The sequence below is a fragment of the Thalassospira sp. MIT1004 genome (assembly GCF_001858545.1).
Taxonomy (GTDB): domain Bacteria; phylum Pseudomonadota; class Alphaproteobacteria; order Rhodospirillales; family Thalassospiraceae; genus Thalassospira; species Thalassospira xiamenensis.
The window spans coordinates 206,622-224,059 of the sequence record NZ_MCAO01000043.1 but is presented as its reverse complement, the minus strand read 5'-3'; the positions used below and the strand labels follow the sequence as shown (position 1 = coordinate 224,059).

The window sequence follows — 17,438 nt, the reverse complement described above, 5'->3', positions numbered from 1 at the left end:
TTGAATTTACTTGGGGGAATACCGTCTTGGTTTATCGTGCTTTGAAGTTTCCCGGAACTTTCCGAAAATGGCGGAATGTGGCGGTCGCGCTGACTGCGGCGGCAGTATTATCGGCCTGTGCGGTTACGCCAGAGCCGTTGACGGTTTCGGAAAATAATGCGCGGGTTGAAAATGATCTGAAGCGCCTGTTTGAAAAGCAGGAAAAGATCACCGGGCCGCTGACGCTTGAGGAAGCGATAGCGCGTGCGCTTAAATACAACCTTGATCACCGGCTCAAGCTGATGGAAGAAGCCGTTGCGATGGGGCAGCTTGACGTTGCCAATGTCAATCTTCTGCCCGACGTGGTTGCCAGTTCCGGCTGGACACAGCGCAGCCGGTCAGACTCGACCTATAACGAGAGCAAAACCTCGACATCCACCAGTTCGGACAAGAAAGTCCGCGATAGCGACCTGACGGTAAGCTGGAATGTTCTGGATTTTGCCATTGGCTATATGCGTGCCCATCAGCAGGCGGACATGGCGCTGATCGTCAAGGAACGCCGTCGTCAGGTGATCCATAACGTGATCAATGATACGCGCAGTGCCTATTGGCGCGCAGCCGCAGCCGAACGGGCGCTGGTGCAGTTCAAACCGGTCCTGGAAAAGGTTCGTACGGCACTTTCGCGTTCCGAAACGCAGGTGCGTGAACGGGTTGGTGCGCCGCTTGATGCGCTGACCTATCAGGAAGATCTTCTGTTGACCCTGCGCGAACTTGAAACCCGTCAGCGTCAACTGGTGGAAGCCCGCACCGAACTTGCCGTTCTGATGAACATTCACCCTGATAGCGATTTCACGGTTGCGGCCGCGATTGAACCGGAAACCGGTTCAATGCCGGTTCTTTCGATGAGTGCCGAGGAACTTGAGCTGGAGGCGTTGAAAAACCGTTCGGAACTGCGTTCGGAAGCCTATCAGTTGCGGATCAATCAGCAGGACGCAAAGATCGCCATCCTGCAGATGGTGCCGGGGCTTAATTTCAGCGCCGGGATCAATCACACCACGGACAGCTACAAGGTCAATTCCGACTGGTATGAAGGGTCGCTTGATCTTTCGTGGAACCTGATGCAGTTGTTCAAGGCACCGGCAAATATGCGCCTTGCCGACAGCCAGATCGAACTTTCGGAAGTGCGGCGTCTTGCGCTGAGCATGGCGGTGATCAGTCAGGTCAATATCGCGCAACTGCGGTTTGCCTTTGCCAAGCGCGATTATGAACTGACCGACCGGATCGCATCGGTGCAGGACCAGATATCGGAAACCGTCAATGCCAGCCAGTCGGCCAATGCGGTCGGCGAGGGGCAGGCGATCCGTGCCGATGTCCGTGCGTTGCTGAGCAATCTGCAACGCGACATGGCCTATGCTGATATGCAGGCATCCTATGGCCGTCTGTTTGCCTCGATCGGTGCCGATCCGTTCCCGAACGATATTCCTGATGATTCTGTAGATACGCTTGCCCAGACGGTCGGCGACGTTCTGTCGCGCTGGAATCAGGGGGATTACGATGCACCGGTCACCGTTGCCGAAGACGATGGCGGTCCGGCATCAGAAAATGAAATGAAGCAGGCTGCTGTTCAGTGATGCTTTTTAGCCTGACGTCGTTGCGCGGATTTCGGGTTCAGTCCCCGGGCCGCACATTCAAGTCTGCCGCAAGCATGTTTTGCATGCTTGCGGTTTCGGCTTTGTTGTTTCCGGTTCTGGCAGATGCGCAGGAACCACTGCAAGCGCGTGTTCTGGTGACCACACAGGATCGCGCCGTTCTTGCCGGTGAACTGGCCGCGAGAATTGATAAAATGACGGTCCGTCCGGGCCAGAAGTTCAAGCAGGGCGATTTGCTGATTTCTTTTGATTGTGCGGCCTATAAGGCACAACGCGCAACGGCGGCGGCCGACTATCGCCAGGCCGATGCGCAACTGAAATCCCAGCAGCGGCTTTTTGAATTGCGCAGTGTTGGCGAGCTTGATGTTGTCATGGCGCAAGCAGCAAAGGAGCGGACACTGGCGCAGTTGCAGCTTCATGATGTGTATCTTGATCGCTGCAAGATCACGGCACCCTATGACGGGGCTGTGGTCCAGTGGCTGAGCCAGCCCTATCAGATTGCCAACCCTGCCGATGAACTGATGGAAATCATCGGTTCGGGCAATCTTGAACTTGAACTGATCGTGCCGTCAAGCTGGCTGTCGTGGCTTTCGACGGGGCAGAGCTTTCAGGCGCGGATCGAGGAAACGGGATCGGTCATTGCGGCAACCACCGAAAGGATCGGTGCTGATATTGACCCGGTCAGCCAGACGGTTAAAGTCTTTGCAGCCATAAATGGCGATGCCGGGAAGCTGTTGCCGGGCATGAGCGGTGTTGCTGTTTTTGAACCGGAAACCTAAGCGTTTCCGGCACAGGGCGAAGCGGCACGCGACCAGAACCGACGGGTAAAATGAGCACCATTACAGCATCCGCAATTTTGCTGGGCATCGAAAAGTCCATCCGCCAGGCCCGGGATATGACCGCACTTCAGTTCGTGGCCGTTACGGAAACGCGCCGACTGATTTCCTATCAGCAGGCGGTGTTGCTTTCGCACGGGCTGGATGGGAAATTGCGGGTGGTGGCTGTTTCAAACGTGCCGACGGTGGACCGCAATGCCCCCTATATCCGGTTCGTCGAAAAGCTTGCCAACCGGCAGATTTCACCTGATCAGAAGAAGATATTTTCGCGGGCATCGGATGGTGCTGATGTCGAAGCGGACTGGCGGGAGTTTCTTCAGGACAATATCCTGTCTCAGCCTGTTGTTGCCCCGGATGGCACATCGCTTGGCCTTCTGTTACTGATCCGGGCCCCGGAATGGCAGGACGGGGAGCTGATTCTTGTCGAACAACTGGCCGATGCGCTTGGCCATGCGTGGAATGCGCTTCGCCCGCGCAAAAGGCGGGGCGGATTGTTTGAAGCCGGAAAAAAACGCCGCGCCGTTCTGGCCGGTGTTTTCGTCGGCCTTGTTCTTGTGTTGGCCATCCCGGTTCGGCAAAGCATTATTGCCCCGGCAACGGTCATGCCGCGCGATCCGGTCATGATTGCCGCCCCGATCACCGGGGTTATTCGCGAAATCCACGTTCGCCCGAATGCACCGGTGACAAAGGGCGATCTTCTGTTTTCGTTTGAAGGTGCGGAATTCAAGGCAAATTACGAGATAGCGTTACGCGCGGTCGATACCGCCGAGGCGGAACTGCGCCGTGCGTCGCAGCAGGCATTTGGTGACGCCAAAGGTCGTGCCGAAGTTGCCCTGTCGCAGACGCGTCTGGCCCTGCGTCAGGAACAGGCGGAATTCAGCCGCTATCAGCTTTCGCAGATCGAGGTCAGGGCACCGCAATCGGGTATTGCGATTTTCAGTGATTCCAATGACTGGCGCGGGCGACCTGTTTCAACCGGTGAGCAGGTCATGGCAATTGCCGCGCCCGATGCCGCCGAACTTGGCATTTCCATTCCGGTTTCCGATGCAATCGCCCTGCAGTCGGGGGCGGAAGTCCGGCTGTTTCTGGATGTTGATCCGCTTGGTTCGATTGACGCAACGCTTGAATATGCCGCCTATCAGCCAAAGGAAACGCCCGAAGGCATATTGGCCTATCAGGCGGTGGCGCGCTTTGACCGCCCGGATGACATTCCCCGTATCGGGTTGAAGGGATCGGCCAAGATCATGGGGGATCATGTTCCGCTGGCGCTGTTCCTTTTCCGTCGTCCGCTTTCAGCCCTGCGTCAGATGATCGGGTTTTGATCTGCCATGGCAATCGCACCGCAGGGGAACGCAAAAGAGCTGGTTGTGCCGCCGCTGCGCGAGGATCTTAGGCTTCTGCCCGCCGGGACTGATGAATATGGTGCGCCGTGCTGGACGATCCATGATCCGGTGCGCAACCGGTATTTCCGGATCGGTTATGCCGCGTTTGAAATGCTTCGCCGGTGGCCTTTGCGCCAGGGGCAGGCAATCATCAAGCGCATTTGCCGCGATACGGTTCTGAGCGTTGACGAGGCCGCGTTGACGGGGCTGATAAAGTTCCTGCATGGCAATGGACTTTTGCAGCGTGACAGCAACGAGACCGTGGCCGAGTTTTCGCGCATTGCCAATGCCGGCAAGCCGCCCTTCTGGAAATGGGCGATCCACAATTATCTTTTTATCCGCGTTCCTCTAGTTCATCCGGACAGTTTCCTGCGCAAGACCCAGGCGATTGCCGATATTATCGCATCGCGCGCGGTTCAGTTGGGCGTGCTGATCCTGGGGTTGATCGGCATTTTCCTGACCTTGCGTCAATGGGACCTGTTTGTGTCGACATTCATGGGCTTTGCCAACTGGCAGGGCGTGGTGTGGATGGCGGTGACACTTACGCTTGCCAAAATTCTTCATGAATTCGGGCATGCCTATAGTGCGGCGCGCTATGGCTGCCGGGTGCCGTCGATGGGGGTGGCGTTTCTGGTGATGTATCCGGTGCTTTATACCGATACATCCGATGCCTGGCGGATCATCAGCAAGGAAAAAAGGCTGCGTATTGCGGCGGCGGGTATCCGGGTTGAGCTCGCACTTGCGCTGCTGGCGACTTTTTTCTGGCATATTGTGCCGCCCGGACCGTTGCAAAGTGCGGTGTTCCTGCTGGCGACGACAACCTGGATCACGACGCTTTTGATCAATCTCAGCCCTTTCATGCGGTTTGACGGTTATTATCTGCTGTCGGATTTTCTGGGTATTGCCAATCTGCAAAACCGGTCCTTTGCCATGGCGAAATGGACGATCCGCGAGACGCTTTTCCGGTTCGGGCATCCCGCCCCCGAACCGATGCCACGCAAAAAGCGGCGGATGTTGACGGCTTTTGCGATTGCGGTCTGGATTTATCGCTTCTTTCTGTTTCTTGGCATTGCGGTGGTGGTTTACCACCTGTTCTTCAAGGTTCTTGGCATTATCCTTTTCGTGGTCGAAATCGCATGGTTCATCGTCCTTCCGGTTTTAAATGAAATGAAACACTGGTGGAAAGACCGCCATAGCGCAAAAGTAACACCGTCGCTTGTCGCGACGGGATTTCTGTTGGCTGTTCTGGTTGTTCTGACCTTCGTGCCGTGGCAATCGCGTGTTTCGGCAGATGCGGTGCTTCAGGCCAGCAATGATGCGGAGATCATCAGCACGGTTGCAGGCCAGGTTGTCGAAATCACGGTGAAAAAAGGGGATCGGGTTCGTGCCGGTGATACGATTGCCATTCTGAGCGCGCCGGAACTTGATGCCGAACACCGCATTCGGGAGCTGGAGCTTGCCGAGGCGCGGATATTGCTGGCGCAGACCGAGGCGAGCCAGGGCAATCTTGGCGACTATGCCGCGCGTCTTCAGGAAATGCGGCGTCTGGCGGCGCGGATCGTTGCCCTTGAAGCGCGGCAGGATCTTCTGACCCTGCGTGCGCCGATTGACGGCATGGTGCGCGAACTGGCCGATGATATCCGGGTTGGCGACTGGATTGCACCGCGCACCCAGCTTGCGCGGATTGTCGGTGCCAGCGAACGGGCGTCATGGGAAGTTGTCGCCTATGTCTCCCAGCGCGATATTGCACGGATCGGCAACCGGCCTTCGGCCAGGTTCTATCCGGAACAGTTTACCCAACCCGTTCTTGACATCAAGGTCGAGACTGTCGAGCGGTTCAACAGCACCTATATCGAGACACCGGCCCTTGTATCCACCCACGGCGGGACAATTGCCGCGACTGCGGACAGGGATGGCCGATACACCCCGCATGACCCGGTTTTCAAGCTGGAGGGGATCGTTGCGACGGATAGGGAAAGTCCCCCGGCAGGCGAGGGTTTTTCGATGATGCAGCGCGGCAGGCTACAGATTGATGCCGAGCCCATGAGCTGGGCGCGCCGCCTTTATGAAGCGATAGTCGCAGGCTTTATCCGGGAAGTCAGTTTTTAGAGGGATTGTCCAAGGTGATGCCCGGCTTGGACAATCACGTTTGTTGCGTGGCGTTTTCGTGCGAACGGTCTGACAAACTTGAAACAGATGCGTTAAAGGCAAAATGCTTTAGACCATACGAGATAGCAATAGGTCGTAGTTGGTTGACTGCCTCCGCAACCACTTCTGTTATAAATAGCTATTTTGAGAGATATAACAGAGCTCTAAACCAAGACACCCCGCTCGGCTTTCGCTAAGCGGGGTGTCTTTTCTTATGCACGCTTTATTCGGCCATGTGATTGAGGGCTTCGACGAGACATAGAAGCGCCATCGATTGGCCATAGCCGGTGGGGTGCAGGGGGATGTTCTTGTAGAATTCAAGGTCATGTCCCATGCGGGTACCGTAGGAAACCTGTTGCACGACGCCATTACTGTCGATGTTTTCGAGCACGGCATGCAGAGCCTTTTGACCGGCCGTTTTCCAGCTTTCGGGGCCAAGGCCCAGCCGATATCCTTTGAGCAGCGCATAGCCGATTGCAGAGGTTGCCGAGATTTCCTCGTAAGAAGTTGGATCATCGACCAGCGTGTGCCATGTACCGTTCGCGGTCTGATAGTCGATCAGGCTTGATAGCTGTGCCTTGACAACCCACAGCAGATAGCGGCGTGTGGCGGCATCAAGATCGGCAAGATCAATCAGATCGAGTATTCCTGCCGAAATCCATGAATTGCCGCGCGCCCAGCGCGCACGGGCGAAATTGTGATTTCCATCGAAGGTCCAGCCATGAAACCACAGGCCGGTTTCGGGTTCGCAAAGATAGTGGGTGTGGACCAGAAACTGGAATTTGGCTTCTTCGATCAGGTCTTTTCGGCCGGAAGCCTGACCGTAGGATGCCAGAAACAGGGCGAGCATGAACAGGGTATCGTCCCACAGTTCGCCGTTATTGATCTTGTCTGAAACATCGTGCTGGAACCCGCCGGACGTGGTGCGCGGGGCTTCTTCGATCAGGCGGTTTGCCCAATCGTCAAGAACAGGTTCCCATCGAGGATCCCGGGTCTGCTGCCACAGAATGGACAGGGCCAGCATGGGGGCTGTCGTGTTCACATTCTGGGGCGGCAGGCCCCGGGAAAGCTGTTTTTCGTACCAATTTTCCAGAATGCTCCGCGCTTCTGCGTCTCCGGTCTGGAGCCAGAGTTGCGCAATTCCATACAGACCGACACCCTGTGGCCATTCCCAACTATCGAAACTGACATAATCACCGGCTGTTCCATCAAGGTTCGGCTCGTTGAATTGTCCTTCGTCTCGCAGGTTACGTAAGCCTGTCACTATCTGAGAGATTTTCTCTTTCAATTCGTGGTGAAGGCTGACGGTATCGGTTCCCATTATTATGTCTCGCTGTTTTTTCTGAAGGAATTTGGTGACGCGGAGCGGAAAATTATTCGGTTTCGAGAATCTGGGTCAGAAGACCGCCGAAATCCGGGTCGTTGCGATACTCGTCAAGCAGCGGCATGACTTTTTCCCGGAAAGGTGCCTGATCCGGGGAGACAAAGGTCACCCCCATCTTTTCTGCTTCTGCGGTCGAATCCTTGACGGCCTGGTCCCAAAGCGCACGGAAGGATTCTGTTGCGTGAAGAGCAGCTTCCTTGACGATGGCGTTCTGTTCGTCGGTGAGTTTTTCTGCCGCCGCGTTGGAGATCACCAGGAAGTCGGGAATACGAAGATGTTCGTCCTGCGAATAGAATTTGGCGACTTCGCCGTGACGACCGATGGTCAAAGCCGTGACGTTGTTTTCCGCACCATCAATCACGCCCATTTGCAGGGCCGTGTAGATTTCGGCGTAGGGCATCGGTGTCGGGGAGCCCCCCATCATTTCGACCATGCGGATCGAGCTGTTGGAATTCAGAACCCGGATTTTCTGGCCTGCAAGATCTTCTGGCGTATTGATCGGTTTATCGGTGGTATAGAACGAACGTGCGCCGCTGTCGAAGAAGGTCAGACCGACAAAGCCGCTGCCTTCTGTGGCGTTATAGACCTCGTCTGCGACCGGTCCGGTCATGACCCGATAGAAATGGTCTTCGCCCTTGAAGATATAAGGCAGTGTGAATGCCTTGAATACCGGGTCAAAGTTTTCGAGGTTGCCTGCACTGACGCGGGTCATGTCAACCGCACCGTTCTGAAGCTGTTCGAGGACTTCGCGCTCGGACCCCAGAACCGCATTTAAAAACAGCTGAATGGTAACTTCGCCGTCTGTGCGTTCTTTCACTTCATCGGCGAATTGCTGCAAGGCTGTACTGGTCGGGTGGTCTGCTGACAGCGAATTGGCCAGAGTCAAACGTGTTTTAGCCTCTGCCTGACCGACCGTAAGGGCGGCGATTGCTGTTAAGGTCAAGGCAAGTTTCTGATATTTCATTGTTTTCCTCCCTTGGATTTTTTTCCGCCCGATTGGCGGTGACGAAAATGTCACCGCATTTCATCGATGACATGTGGATAAAACTGTCATTGTGAAAATAAAATTTCCATATGTAATAAATTTTCATTCACGGGCGGCCAGGCAAACATGCGGAAACCGCGAGAAAGGGGCATCGGCATTCACGTTTGGGACAGATTGCGCGCCAATATCTTTGAGGTCAGAGATTTGTCCGGGTTTGATAATCTTTTGAATGTGATGGAGCGCAGTTTGGCTGCGTAGCGGCGGTTGCGTCATCCTGCTTTAACGTTTAAGCCCGGTTCTGAAATGTTTATGAAAATAATTTTCAGATTGCAGATGTTGTTTGCACATCGCATGGTCTGGGGACAATCGACATAAAAATAATGCCTGAATTTGGCCGGGCGACTTCGACGGAGGAAACGCGAAGTGTTGCAATCTCTCAAGCATGGCATAGAGCGCCTGCTGCTGGTGATTATTTCAATCACTTTGTGCGGCATGGTGGTCCTGATGCTGTGGCAGGTTTTTACCCGCTATGTGCTGGCAACGCCTGCCTTGTTCACGGAAGAAACGCTTCGATTTACGATGATCTGGATGGCGCTTCTGGGGTCGGCTTACTGTTTTGGCAGCCGTAAACATCTGTCGCTTGATCTGCTGGTTTTTCTGGGGCCGATGTGGTGGCGCAAAGGGCTGGCGATGCTGAACGGGGTTATTTCCATCGCATTTGCCAGCTTTACGATGCTGATCGGTGGCTGGGGGGCGAGCATGTCGGCAATGGCGCAGCTTTCGCCGATCATGCAGATCCCGATGGGGATGGTTTACCTTGCGGTTCCGGTGTCGGCGGGCCTGATCATTCTGTTGCAGGCCCTTAATATTATTCTGATCGGTCTGGGCCAACTGGCACCGGTTGAAGAAGTGCAGGAGACAGTTTGAAATGGATGCCCTTGTTGATTTCATGCTTGATCCTGCGGGTGCGGCAATTGTGCTGTTTGCGCTGTTTTTCGGCCTTCTTGCCCTTGGAACGCCGATTTCGATTGCAATTGGTGTTTCGTCGGTTGTGACGGGCTTTGCCTATTTGCCATCAAGCGTGATCAGTTTCGTCAGCGCCCAAAAGATGTTTTCGGGCATCGACAGTTTTACGCTTTTGGCTATCCCGTTTTTTGTGCTGGCGGGGAACATCATGAACAAGGGCGGTATCGCAATCCGCCTGATCAATCTGGCGAAGTTGCTGGGCGGGCGTATGCCCGGTGCCTTGGCGCATACCAATGTGCTGGCCAATATGCTGTTTGGCTCTATTTCCGGGTCGTCCATTGCTGCTGCGGCCGCCGTTGGCGGGGTTATGGGGCCGTTGCAGCGCAAAGAGGGGTATGATCCCGCGTTTTCGGCTGCGGTCAACATTGCATCGGCGCCAACTGGTATTCTGATCCCGCCAAGCGGACCTTTAATCCTGTTTTCGCTGGTGTCTGGCGGGACGTCGATCTCGGCCCTGTTTCTTGGCGGGTATCTTCCGGGCATCCTGATGGGGCTGTCGGTTATGATGGTCATTACCTTTTTTGCCATGCGTCGCGGTTATCGCACGGAAGGTAGTGTCGGCTGGTCGGAAATTCTGCATGTGACATGGCAGGCGTTGCCGCCGTTATTGATGATTATCCTGGTCATTGGTGGCATTGCGATCGGGGCTTTTACCGCGACAGAAGGGGCGGCGGTTGCCGTGCTGTATTCATTTGTTCTGTCGTTGATGTACCGGATGGCAAGCTTGCAGGAATATCTGGAAGCTTTGAAATCGTCGGCGGTTACGAGTTGTTCGATCCTGTTTCTGATCGCGGCATCGGGCATCATGTCCTATGTCATGACGATTGCCGGGATTCCCGATGTCATTGCCGAGACCATTCTGACCTTTGACAATCCCATTGTGATTTTGCTGGTGATGAATGTCTGTCTGCTGATCATCGGGTTTTTCATGGATCTGACGCCGGCAGTGTTGATTTTCACCCCGATCTTTTTGCCGATTGCGACCGAGATCGGCATTCATCCCGTGCATTTGGGCATCATCATGATCTTTAACCTTGGGGTGGGATCGATGACGCCACCGGTCGGGAGCGTCCTTTTTGTCGGGTGTGCGGTTGCCAATCTGCGCATTGATCAGGTGGTAAGGCCGATCCTGCCGTTCTTCTTTGCGACATCGGCGGCCTTGCTTCTGACCACTTATGTCCCCTGGATCACGTTGGCATTGCCGCGGTTCCTTGGGCTGATGTGACGTTCACCCATACCTAATCCTATCCAAGCGGAGTTATATCATGAATGCGTTCTCGCTGAGCGGTCGAAAAGCTTTGGTAACCGGTGCCAATGCCGGAATAGGGCAGGCTATTGCCGTCGCCATGGCACGCGCAGGTGCGGAAGTTGTCTGTGCCGGACGGCGAAGCTGCGGCGAAACGGTTGCAATGATCGGTGATGCGGGTGGTGTCGCAAGCGAAGTCATTGTTGATTTTGCTGATCCGATGGCGGGTGCGGCCCTGTTTGAAGGGGCCAATATCGACATTCTGGTCAATAATGCGGGGATTATCCGCCGCGCCGATTGCATCGATTTTACCGAAGAAGACTGGGACGCCGTCATGGATGTAAATGCCAAGGCGGTGTTCTTTACCGCGCAGGCATTTGCCAAGGAGGTCTTTGCGCGCGGCGGGCAGGGCAAGATTGTGAATATCGCGTCGCTTTTATCGTTTCAGGGGGGCATTCGGGTTCCGTCCTACACCACATCCAAGCATGGTGTGGCCGGTTTGACCCGTATTCTGGCAAATGAATGGACGGCACGCGGTATCAATGTGAATGCGATTGCGCCGGGCTATATCGCGACAAGCAATACACAGGCGTTGCGTGATGATCCTGATCGGTCTGCGGCCATTCTGGAACGTATTCCGGCAGGGCGTTGGGGACGGCCTGATGATATCGCGGAAACAGCGGTTTATCTGGCAGCGCCCGCATCTGATTATGTTTCAGGTGCAATCCTGAATGTCGATGGCGGCTGGCTTGCGCGATAGGGCGGTTTGTGGCGCCCTGATCACGTTTGGCCGGTCATGTCTGTCAGCGTAGTTTGGCCGGTGGCGGGCCGACGCTTTCGCGGTTAATGAGCTCGCACGCCAGTTCAATCCGGCGTGCGGGCATTTCAATATCGGCATTGGTCAGTCGGCAGGTTTCAATCAGCAGATCCAGCGACAGCGCGCCGACTGTCTGCATCGGAATTTTGACCGATGTCAGCGCAGGTGACATGTATTGGCCCTGGGGCAGGCCATCAATGCCGACCACAGAAACATCTTTCGGGACGTTGTAGCCCTTGGCTTGCAGGGCGGAAACAGCGCCGACAGCCAGGATATCGCCAGCAGCGACAATGGCGCTGAAAGAAAGGTTGCTATCGATGACCTCGGTAATGCGCTGGCTGGCGGCTTCGGCGGTCCAGTCGTCGATATCGATCACATAGTCGGGATTGTAATGTTCGGCCATGGCGTCGCGCCATCCTTCGAAGCGGCGCTGGATCGTGCGCCTGCCGGGGCGATTGAGAAACAGGATATGGCGGTGTCCTTGATTGATAAGATGTTTGGTCGCCAAGGAGGCCGCCGATCGATTGCACGGCGTGACCGAGCTTAGCTGCATTTCCGGATCGTCACCATTGACCAGGACGGCAGGCATATCCGAGGCGCGCACATAATCGAGTGTCGCATCATCGACGGAAACAAGCAAAAGACCGATCAAATCCGGGGCCTGTGCCGCGTTGTAGAGGTCTTCGAAGCGTTGATTGGGCTGATAGATGTAAGATTCTATGCGGATGTCCCGGCTTTCGGCGCGTTCGCGAACCCCTTCGAGAACATACATGGTGAACTGGCTGCGTTTGAAATCGATCATGGCCTCTTGCGAGGAAACAATCAGGACCTTTTGCCCGGCAGTGGTGCTTGAAACGGCGTAGTTCATTTCAATGGCCGCAGCCCGGATTCTGGAGGCGAGATGTTCGCGGACATAGCCATTGCCGCTTAGGGCGCGTGATACGGTTGCCGTAGAAACCCCAAGACGCGAGGCGATGTCGCTTATCTTCGTGCGTCCGCTAACTGCCATGTTTTTCCCTTTCCTGATTCTCATCAGTTTGTGGAATTTATTTACATATTGCACGAAAAATTTCTTGGTGTGATGTTTTTTCTTGTGCGGAACAGGAAGCCATCTTCCTGCTTCTGCGAATTTATAAAGTACGTCACCGATCCAAACGGTGGCTGAACGTGCAGGAACATCCTTAGGAGATATCCCGTGGCTATGGAACAACGCTATGGTGCCGGTCCCGATCAGATCGATGGAATGAATACGACCCAGTTGCGCGAGAATTTTATGGTCGAGCGTCTCTTTGTGCCGGGTCAGATCAGCTTTGCGTATACTCATTTTGATCGGATGATTGTCGGTGGTGCCGTTCCGGGGGAAAAGGCGCTTGGCTTTGGCGATGGCAAAGATGTCGGGACGAACCTGTTCTTTGATGCGCGTGAAATGGGCATTGCAAACCTTGGCGGCGCGGGCTGGATCGAGGTGGACGGAACGCGCTATGAGCTTGCAAACCGCGATGTTCTTTATATCGGCCGTGGTGCTGAAACCGTCTCGCTGGGTAGTAATGATGCCAAAAGCCCGGCACGTTTTTATATGAATTCGGTCCCGGCGGGGCATTCAGTGCCGACGCGCCTGATCACGCGTGCGGAATCGAAAATCCTTGAGATGGGGGATGCCGAGAAAAGCAATCGCCGTTCCCTGGCGATGTATATTCATCCAGAGGTCGCGCCATCCTGTCTGTTGCTGATGGGCATTACCGATCCGGCGAAGGGTTCGGTCTGGAACACCATGCCGCCGCACCTGCATGAGCGCCGCATGGAGGCCTATTGCTATTTCGATCTTTCGGATGAAGACCGGGTTATGCATTTCATGGGGCGCCCGGACAATACCCGCCATCTGGTTGTGGCAAATGGCGATGTCGTCCTGTCGCCAGCCTGGTCCATTCATATGGGGGCCGGTACCGGGCCGTATGGTTTTGTGTGGGGCATGACCGGGGAAAATCAGGAATATACCGATGTTTCGCCGGTTGCCATTAAGGAGCTGCGTTAAGTCATGCTGCTTAAATCCGGAGCATCCGTTCCTTACTGGCAGGTCACGTCGCTTGAAGAACGGGCATATGATGTGGCGGATATGCCGATGGAAGGCGAGATGGATTCAACCTTTTTCCTGACAAAGGAAAAGAATTTCATCCCGCATACCTATCCCTGCCGGACCGCTTATATTGCCGAACGCCGTGGCAAAGAAATTGCCGAACTGCCGTTCCCCGATTGGCGGAAGGCAAGGAACATTTTGCCAGGCGGGTCACCGTTTCTTGATCTTTCGGGGTTCTGGTTCCGGGCAACCCATATTCAGGGGTGGGCGAGAACGGCGATCAATGCCATGGATGCAGGCCGAGCGCGGTTGCGATTGGGTGTTTGTGGGGCCGCGCGCGTGTATGTGAACGGGCGGTCGGTTGCGTGGCTTTCGCCCGCGACCCGCAACGCCATGGACGAGGTCGAGTTTGAGGCCGATCTGAAACAGGGCCACAACGAGGTTGCCGTCCAGTTTGAAGATCTGTGCGAGCGCGATGCGGTTATCCGTATTGCGCTTGTCTGGATTGACGGCCCAAAGGCAGAGGCGGGGAATTGTTTTCCGGCGGAACCTGAGGCCGTATCTGCGGTCGAGGCGGCTGTTGATACCATGCATCTTGATCGTAAATTCTATGACAGTGATGATATCTGGCTTGTCATGCCTGTGCCGTTTCCTGACAAGGTTCGCGGCCGGGTCAGGGTTGCCGGTCATTTCATGTCGCATGATCATAATGATGTGACGTTTGAAATTCCAGCGGGAGCCGATCGTGTGCGTCTGGCATCGTCGAACGATTTTCCGGCAGATTACCGGTATTTCGGATTTGCGTTCCAGTGCGGCGATTTCGCATCCGAAGCACGGCTTGGCGCGGAAGTCAGTTGGCGCTCTGTAACCGGGCCAGCACCGGAAAACCTTGAGGCGCGCATTGCCGAAAGCCTTGCATGGATTGCAAAGAACGGTGAAACCGATACCGAAACCGCACTTGCCTGTGCGGCCGTCGGGGATGAGGTGGCGTTGGCGCGTGCCGAGGCAATCATCAACACGGCTTTGCCGGGGATCGAGCAGTGTTATGACTGTGCTGATTTTGCGCTGGTTCCGCTGTTGTGGACGCGCATTGTGTTTGCGGATCGGCTACCTGCATCTTTGGTCGCGCGTATCGATGCCGCTATTCTTGAATTCCGTTATTGGATGGATGAGCCGGGCAACGATGTTCAGTGGTATTTCTCGGAAAACCATGCATTGTTGTTCCATACTTCTGCCTATCTGGCAGGGAACCTGTTGCCGCAGTCACATTTCCGGCGCGCAGATCGGAATGGCACCGCACAGAAACAGGCCGGTTATGAGCGCCTGATGGCGTGGTTCGATCATTTCGAAGCAGCCGAAATGGCGGAATTCAATTCTGGCACCTATTTCCCGATTGATCTTAAAGGGCTGGCGGCCCTGTTTGCGCTTGCACCCGACGAAGTCATTCGGAAACGGGCATCTGGTGCCATTACCCGACTGATCACCATGATTGCCAATTCGGCGCATCACGGCGTCATTACCGGGGCGCAGGGCCGAAGTTACGAGCATTCACTTTGCGTCGCCGATACTTTGGAGCTGAACGGTCTTGCCAGATTGTTGTGGGGCAAAGGGCAGTTTGGGGCGCATGTGAATTGCCTGGCCCAAATGGCTTTGGCGTTGCGTGATCATGGGCTTGAATTGCCTGATCTTGCCGACATTGCCTGCTGGGAGAAACGCGATACCGCGCAGGAATGGACTTTCTGGCAGGGCGAAAATGCGTTTTGCCGATTGTATCATTACAAAACCAGTGAAACCGCGATGGGAAGTGCCGCCCTTTATCGTTGGCGGGACTGGGGATATCAGGAAACGCTTCTTCAGGCGCGGATCGGTCGCGAGCCGGGCGCACAGATATTCATCAACCATCCCGGCGAAATTGTTCAATCCGGTTTTGGTCGCCCGTCTTTCTGGGGTGGATCGGCAAGTGTTCCGCGCGTTCAGCAATATCGCGATCTGGCGATTGTCCGGTTTGAAGGTGTGGCACCGCAACCTGATTTTACCCATGCATGGTTCCCGACATTGGCGTTTGATGAATGGCATGTCGATGGACATCGGGCGTCGGCACGTTCGGGCGAGGGTGCGTTGCTTATATCGGCTTCGGGACCTTTGGAGCTTGTGCAAACGGGCGGGTCGGCCGGGCATGAATTGCGTCTTGCGGGGCGTGATGGGATATGGGTTGTTCGACTGGGACATGCCGGTGATTTGGCGAAATTTGCCAATAGCCATGCGCTTGATGTTCATGTTGATACCGATGGCACATATCGTATCGAAGATGCGCAATATGGCACGGTGTTGTTCCATCAAAACGGCGTCGTATCGGCCGAGGGCCGTGCTCTTAATCCAATGGAATGGACGCTTGAGGGCGACCGCAAGGAATTGCCGCTGGTTCAGTGAGGGAGCCGAGACCTCCCGTCGGCTCCTGAATGATGAAGGCCGGAATAGCAGAAGTGCTGTTCCGGCCTTTTCATTATCGGTGGCGTATTGACGTTCAAATTGCAGCCTGTCTTGCGCATGTTGCTTGGCTGATTAGAGGGCATCTTTTGGAAGCGCCGACCGTTTGGGGTGTGAAACACACCAAAGAAGGATGGAAACCATGCCTGCAAAATCAAAAACACAGCAGAGGGCGGGGATATTGGTGCTTTTTGCCAAGCGGAAGGGCAAGCCCGAACATATGTCGGACGCTTGAGCCCTTCCGATAATGCCGTGCGTTAAAGGTCGTCGATTTTTACACGCCGTTCTTCGCGGGCAGACAGGGCAACCGCGTGGATGACCTTTTCGAATTCAAAGGCATCGTCAAAGCCCGGATAGGCAGCGTGATTGTCGCGGATGGCGCGCAGAAGGGCGGCGGCTTCGATGACCTTGAGGTCGTTAAAGCCAAGCTGATGACCCGGTGCCGGACAGAAATTGCCATAAGGCGGATGTTCCGGGCCGGTCAGGATGGTGGTGAAGCCCTGTTTGGCGGTCGGGCCTTCATTGCGGTAAAGCTGCAATTCGTTCAGCCGTTCCTGATCAAAGCACAGCATGCCCTTTGTGCCGTGGACTTCCCATGCCAGCCGGTTTTTGCGCCCCCAGGCGGAGCGGGAGGTTGAAATGCTGCCCTGTGCGCCATTGGCAAAGCGGACAAGGGCGGTTGCTGTATCTTCGTTTTCGACCTTTGCCCGGCCCGATCCATCGGCCAGCGGGCGGGTTTCATGGACTGTCTGCATATCTGCAATCAGGCTGTCGATCGGGCCGACAAGGCCATAGGTCATCGACACCAGATGGCATCCCATATCCCCCAACGCCCCCAATCCGGCATCGGCAATCGTGCTGCGCCAGGTCCAGGGGAGTTCGGGGTTGGCCTGATAATCCTCGTCCACCCAGCCGCGAAAATGCACGATGTCGCCAATCGCACCCTCGCGCACCAGTTTGCAGGCATGGGTAAAGGCGGGGTTTTTGATGTAATTATAGCCGACCATGGTTTTCACCCCGGCCTTGCGCGCCGCATCGCGCATCGCACGCGCCTGATCAAGCGTCAGGGCCAGCGGCTTTTCGCAATAGACATGCTTGCCCGCCGCAATTGCGGCCAGCGCCATGTCAAAATGCAGCATATTGGGGGTGGTGATCGACACGATATCGACCGCCGGATCGGCAATAAGGGCCTTCCAGTCATCGGTGGCACGCGCAAAACCGAACTGATCGGCCATGGTTCTGGCCTTGTCCGCCGGGGTATCACAGAGCAGTTCAAGACGGACATCAGGGACATCGCCCATCACGGCGCGAACCGCGCCAAATGCAAGCGCATGCGCCTTGCCCATGAAACCGGTGCCGATAAGGCCAATACCGATGGATGCCATTTCGCTGGACTCCCTGTCTGTATCAAAATAGAATTTTTAT

Annotated in this window: 13 protein-coding genes; 9 read left to right on the top strand and 4 right to left on the bottom strand. The window is 55.4% G+C overall.

All coding sequences use genetic code 11. The features are described 5' to 3' along the window. The first annotated feature begins 26 nt into the window (after window positions 1–26). From BC440_RS16965 to BC440_RS16950, 4 genes are all read left to right on the top strand, one after another. Window positions 27–1,610, top strand: a complete 1,584-nt coding sequence (locus tag BC440_RS16965; RefSeq protein ID WP_175484504.1) for a TolC family protein — start codon at window positions 27–29, stop codon at window positions 1,608–1,610. Window positions 1,611–1,693: 83 nt separating this feature from the next. Continuing rightward, the gene (locus BC440_RS16960; protein ID WP_175484503.1) at window positions 1,694–2,407 is read left to right on the top strand and encodes an efflux RND transporter periplasmic adaptor subunit; all 714 of its coding nucleotides are present in this window, start codon (window positions 1,694–1,696) and stop codon (window positions 2,405–2,407) included. Window positions 2,408–2,457: 50 nt separating this feature from the next. After that, the gene (locus BC440_RS16955) at window positions 2,458–3,786 is read left to right on the top strand and encodes an HlyD family efflux transporter periplasmic adaptor subunit (protein WP_071240686.1); all 1,329 of its coding nucleotides are present in this window, start codon (window positions 2,458–2,460) and stop codon (window positions 3,784–3,786) included. 6 nt (window positions 3,787–3,792) lie between these two features. Beyond that, a complete protein-coding gene (locus BC440_RS16950; RefSeq protein WP_071240685.1) occupies window positions 3,793–5,955 on the top strand; it encodes an HlyD family efflux transporter periplasmic adaptor subunit in 2,163 nt (720 codons plus the stop codon). A gap of 262 nt (window positions 5,956–6,217) precedes the next feature. On the opposite strand, the gene BC440_RS16945 is transcribed toward BC440_RS16950, so the two are convergent. After that, on the bottom strand, window positions 6,218–7,258 hold the full coding sequence (locus BC440_RS16945) for a glycoside hydrolase family 88 protein (protein ID WP_210766366.1): 1,041 nt from the start codon (window positions 7,256–7,258) through the stop codon (window positions 6,218–6,220). 109 nt (window positions 7,259–7,367) lie between these two features. Further along, window positions 7,368–8,342: a TRAP transporter substrate-binding protein gene (locus BC440_RS16940; RefSeq protein WP_071240683.1), complete on the bottom strand. Its 975-nt coding sequence runs from the start codon at window positions 8,340–8,342 to the stop codon at window positions 7,368–7,370. A gap of 444 nt (window positions 8,343–8,786) precedes the next feature. On the opposite strand from BC440_RS16940, the gene BC440_RS16935 reads away from it, so the two are divergent. Genes BC440_RS16935 through kduD form a run of 3 tightly spaced genes read left to right on the top strand, consistent with a single transcriptional unit; the run spans window position 8,787 to window position 11,395 of the window. Then, a complete protein-coding gene (locus BC440_RS16935) occupies window positions 8,787–9,290 on the top strand; it encodes a TRAP transporter small permease (protein WP_083379404.1) in 504 nt (167 codons plus the stop codon). Between the two features lies 1 nt (window position 9,291). Continuing rightward, entirely contained in the window at window positions 9,292–10,614 is a 1,323-nt protein-coding gene (locus BC440_RS16930; protein WP_223305176.1) for a TRAP transporter large permease, read from the top strand. 40 nt (window positions 10,615–10,654) lie between these two features. Further along, on the top strand, window positions 10,655–11,395 hold the full coding sequence (gene kduD / locus BC440_RS16925; protein WP_210766365.1) for a 2-dehydro-3-deoxy-D-gluconate 5-dehydrogenase KduD: 741 nt from the start codon (window positions 10,655–10,657) through the stop codon (window positions 11,393–11,395). 43 nt (window positions 11,396–11,438) lie between these two features. Here the strand turns inward: kduD and BC440_RS16920 are convergent, their stop codons facing one another. Further along, the gene (locus BC440_RS16920; protein WP_007090680.1) at window positions 11,439–12,461 is read right to left on the bottom strand and encodes a LacI family DNA-binding transcriptional regulator; all 1,023 of its coding nucleotides are present in this window, start codon (window positions 12,459–12,461) and stop codon (window positions 11,439–11,441) included. Between the two features lie 192 nt (window positions 12,462–12,653). Here BC440_RS16920 and kduI point away from each other — a divergent pair, with 192 nt between their 5' ends. Together kduI and BC440_RS16910 are read left to right on the top strand one after the other, a co-directional pair. Further along, window positions 12,654–13,484, top strand: a complete 831-nt coding sequence (gene kduI / locus BC440_RS16915; RefSeq protein WP_071240681.1) for a 5-dehydro-4-deoxy-D-glucuronate isomerase — start codon at window positions 12,654–12,656, stop codon at window positions 13,482–13,484. A 3-nt stretch (window positions 13,485–13,487) separates the two neighbouring features. Beyond that, a complete protein-coding gene (locus BC440_RS16910; protein ID WP_071240680.1) occupies window positions 13,488–15,956 on the top strand; it encodes a hypothetical protein in 2,469 nt (822 codons plus the stop codon). 314 nt (window positions 15,957–16,270) lie between these two features. Here the strand turns inward: BC440_RS16910 and BC440_RS16905 are convergent, their stop codons facing one another. After that, the gene (locus BC440_RS16905; RefSeq protein ID WP_071240679.1) at window positions 16,271–17,398 is read right to left on the bottom strand and encodes a Gfo/Idh/MocA family oxidoreductase; all 1,128 of its coding nucleotides are present in this window, start codon (window positions 17,396–17,398) and stop codon (window positions 16,271–16,273) included. Window positions 17,399–17,438 lie beyond the last annotated feature (40 nt).

Coding starts and splice junctions, on each gene's coding strand:
- BC440_RS16940 (WP_071240683.1), bottom strand. CDS start 8,342: ATGAAATATCAGAAACTTGCCTTGACCTTAACAGCAATCGCCGCCCTT.
- kduI (WP_071240681.1), top strand. CDS start 12,654: ATGGAACAACGCTATGGTGCCGGTCCCGATCAGATCGATGGAATGAAT.
- BC440_RS16905 (WP_071240679.1), bottom strand. CDS start 17,398: ATGGCATCCATCGGTATTGGCCTTATCGGCACCGGTTTCATGGGCAAG.
- BC440_RS16955 (WP_071240686.1), top strand. CDS start 2,458: ATGAGCACCATTACAGCATCCGCAATTTTGCTGGGCATCGAAAAGTCC.
- BC440_RS16920 (WP_007090680.1), bottom strand. CDS start 12,461: ATGGCAGTTAGCGGACGCACGAAGATAAGCGACATCGCCTCGCGTCTT.
- BC440_RS16960 (WP_175484503.1), top strand. CDS start 1,694: ATGCTTGCGGTTTCGGCTTTGTTGTTTCCGGTTCTGGCAGATGCGCAG.
- BC440_RS16950 (WP_071240685.1), top strand. CDS start 3,793: ATGGCAATCGCACCGCAGGGGAACGCAAAAGAGCTGGTTGTGCCGCCG.
- BC440_RS16910 (WP_071240680.1), top strand. CDS start 13,488: ATGCTGCTTAAATCCGGAGCATCCGTTCCTTACTGGCAGGTCACGTCG.
- kduD (WP_210766365.1), top strand. CDS start 10,655: ATGAATGCGTTCTCGCTGAGCGGTCGAAAAGCTTTGGTAACCGGTGCC.
- BC440_RS16930 (WP_223305176.1), top strand. CDS start 9,292: ATGGATGCCCTTGTTGATTTCATGCTTGATCCTGCGGGTGCGGCAATT.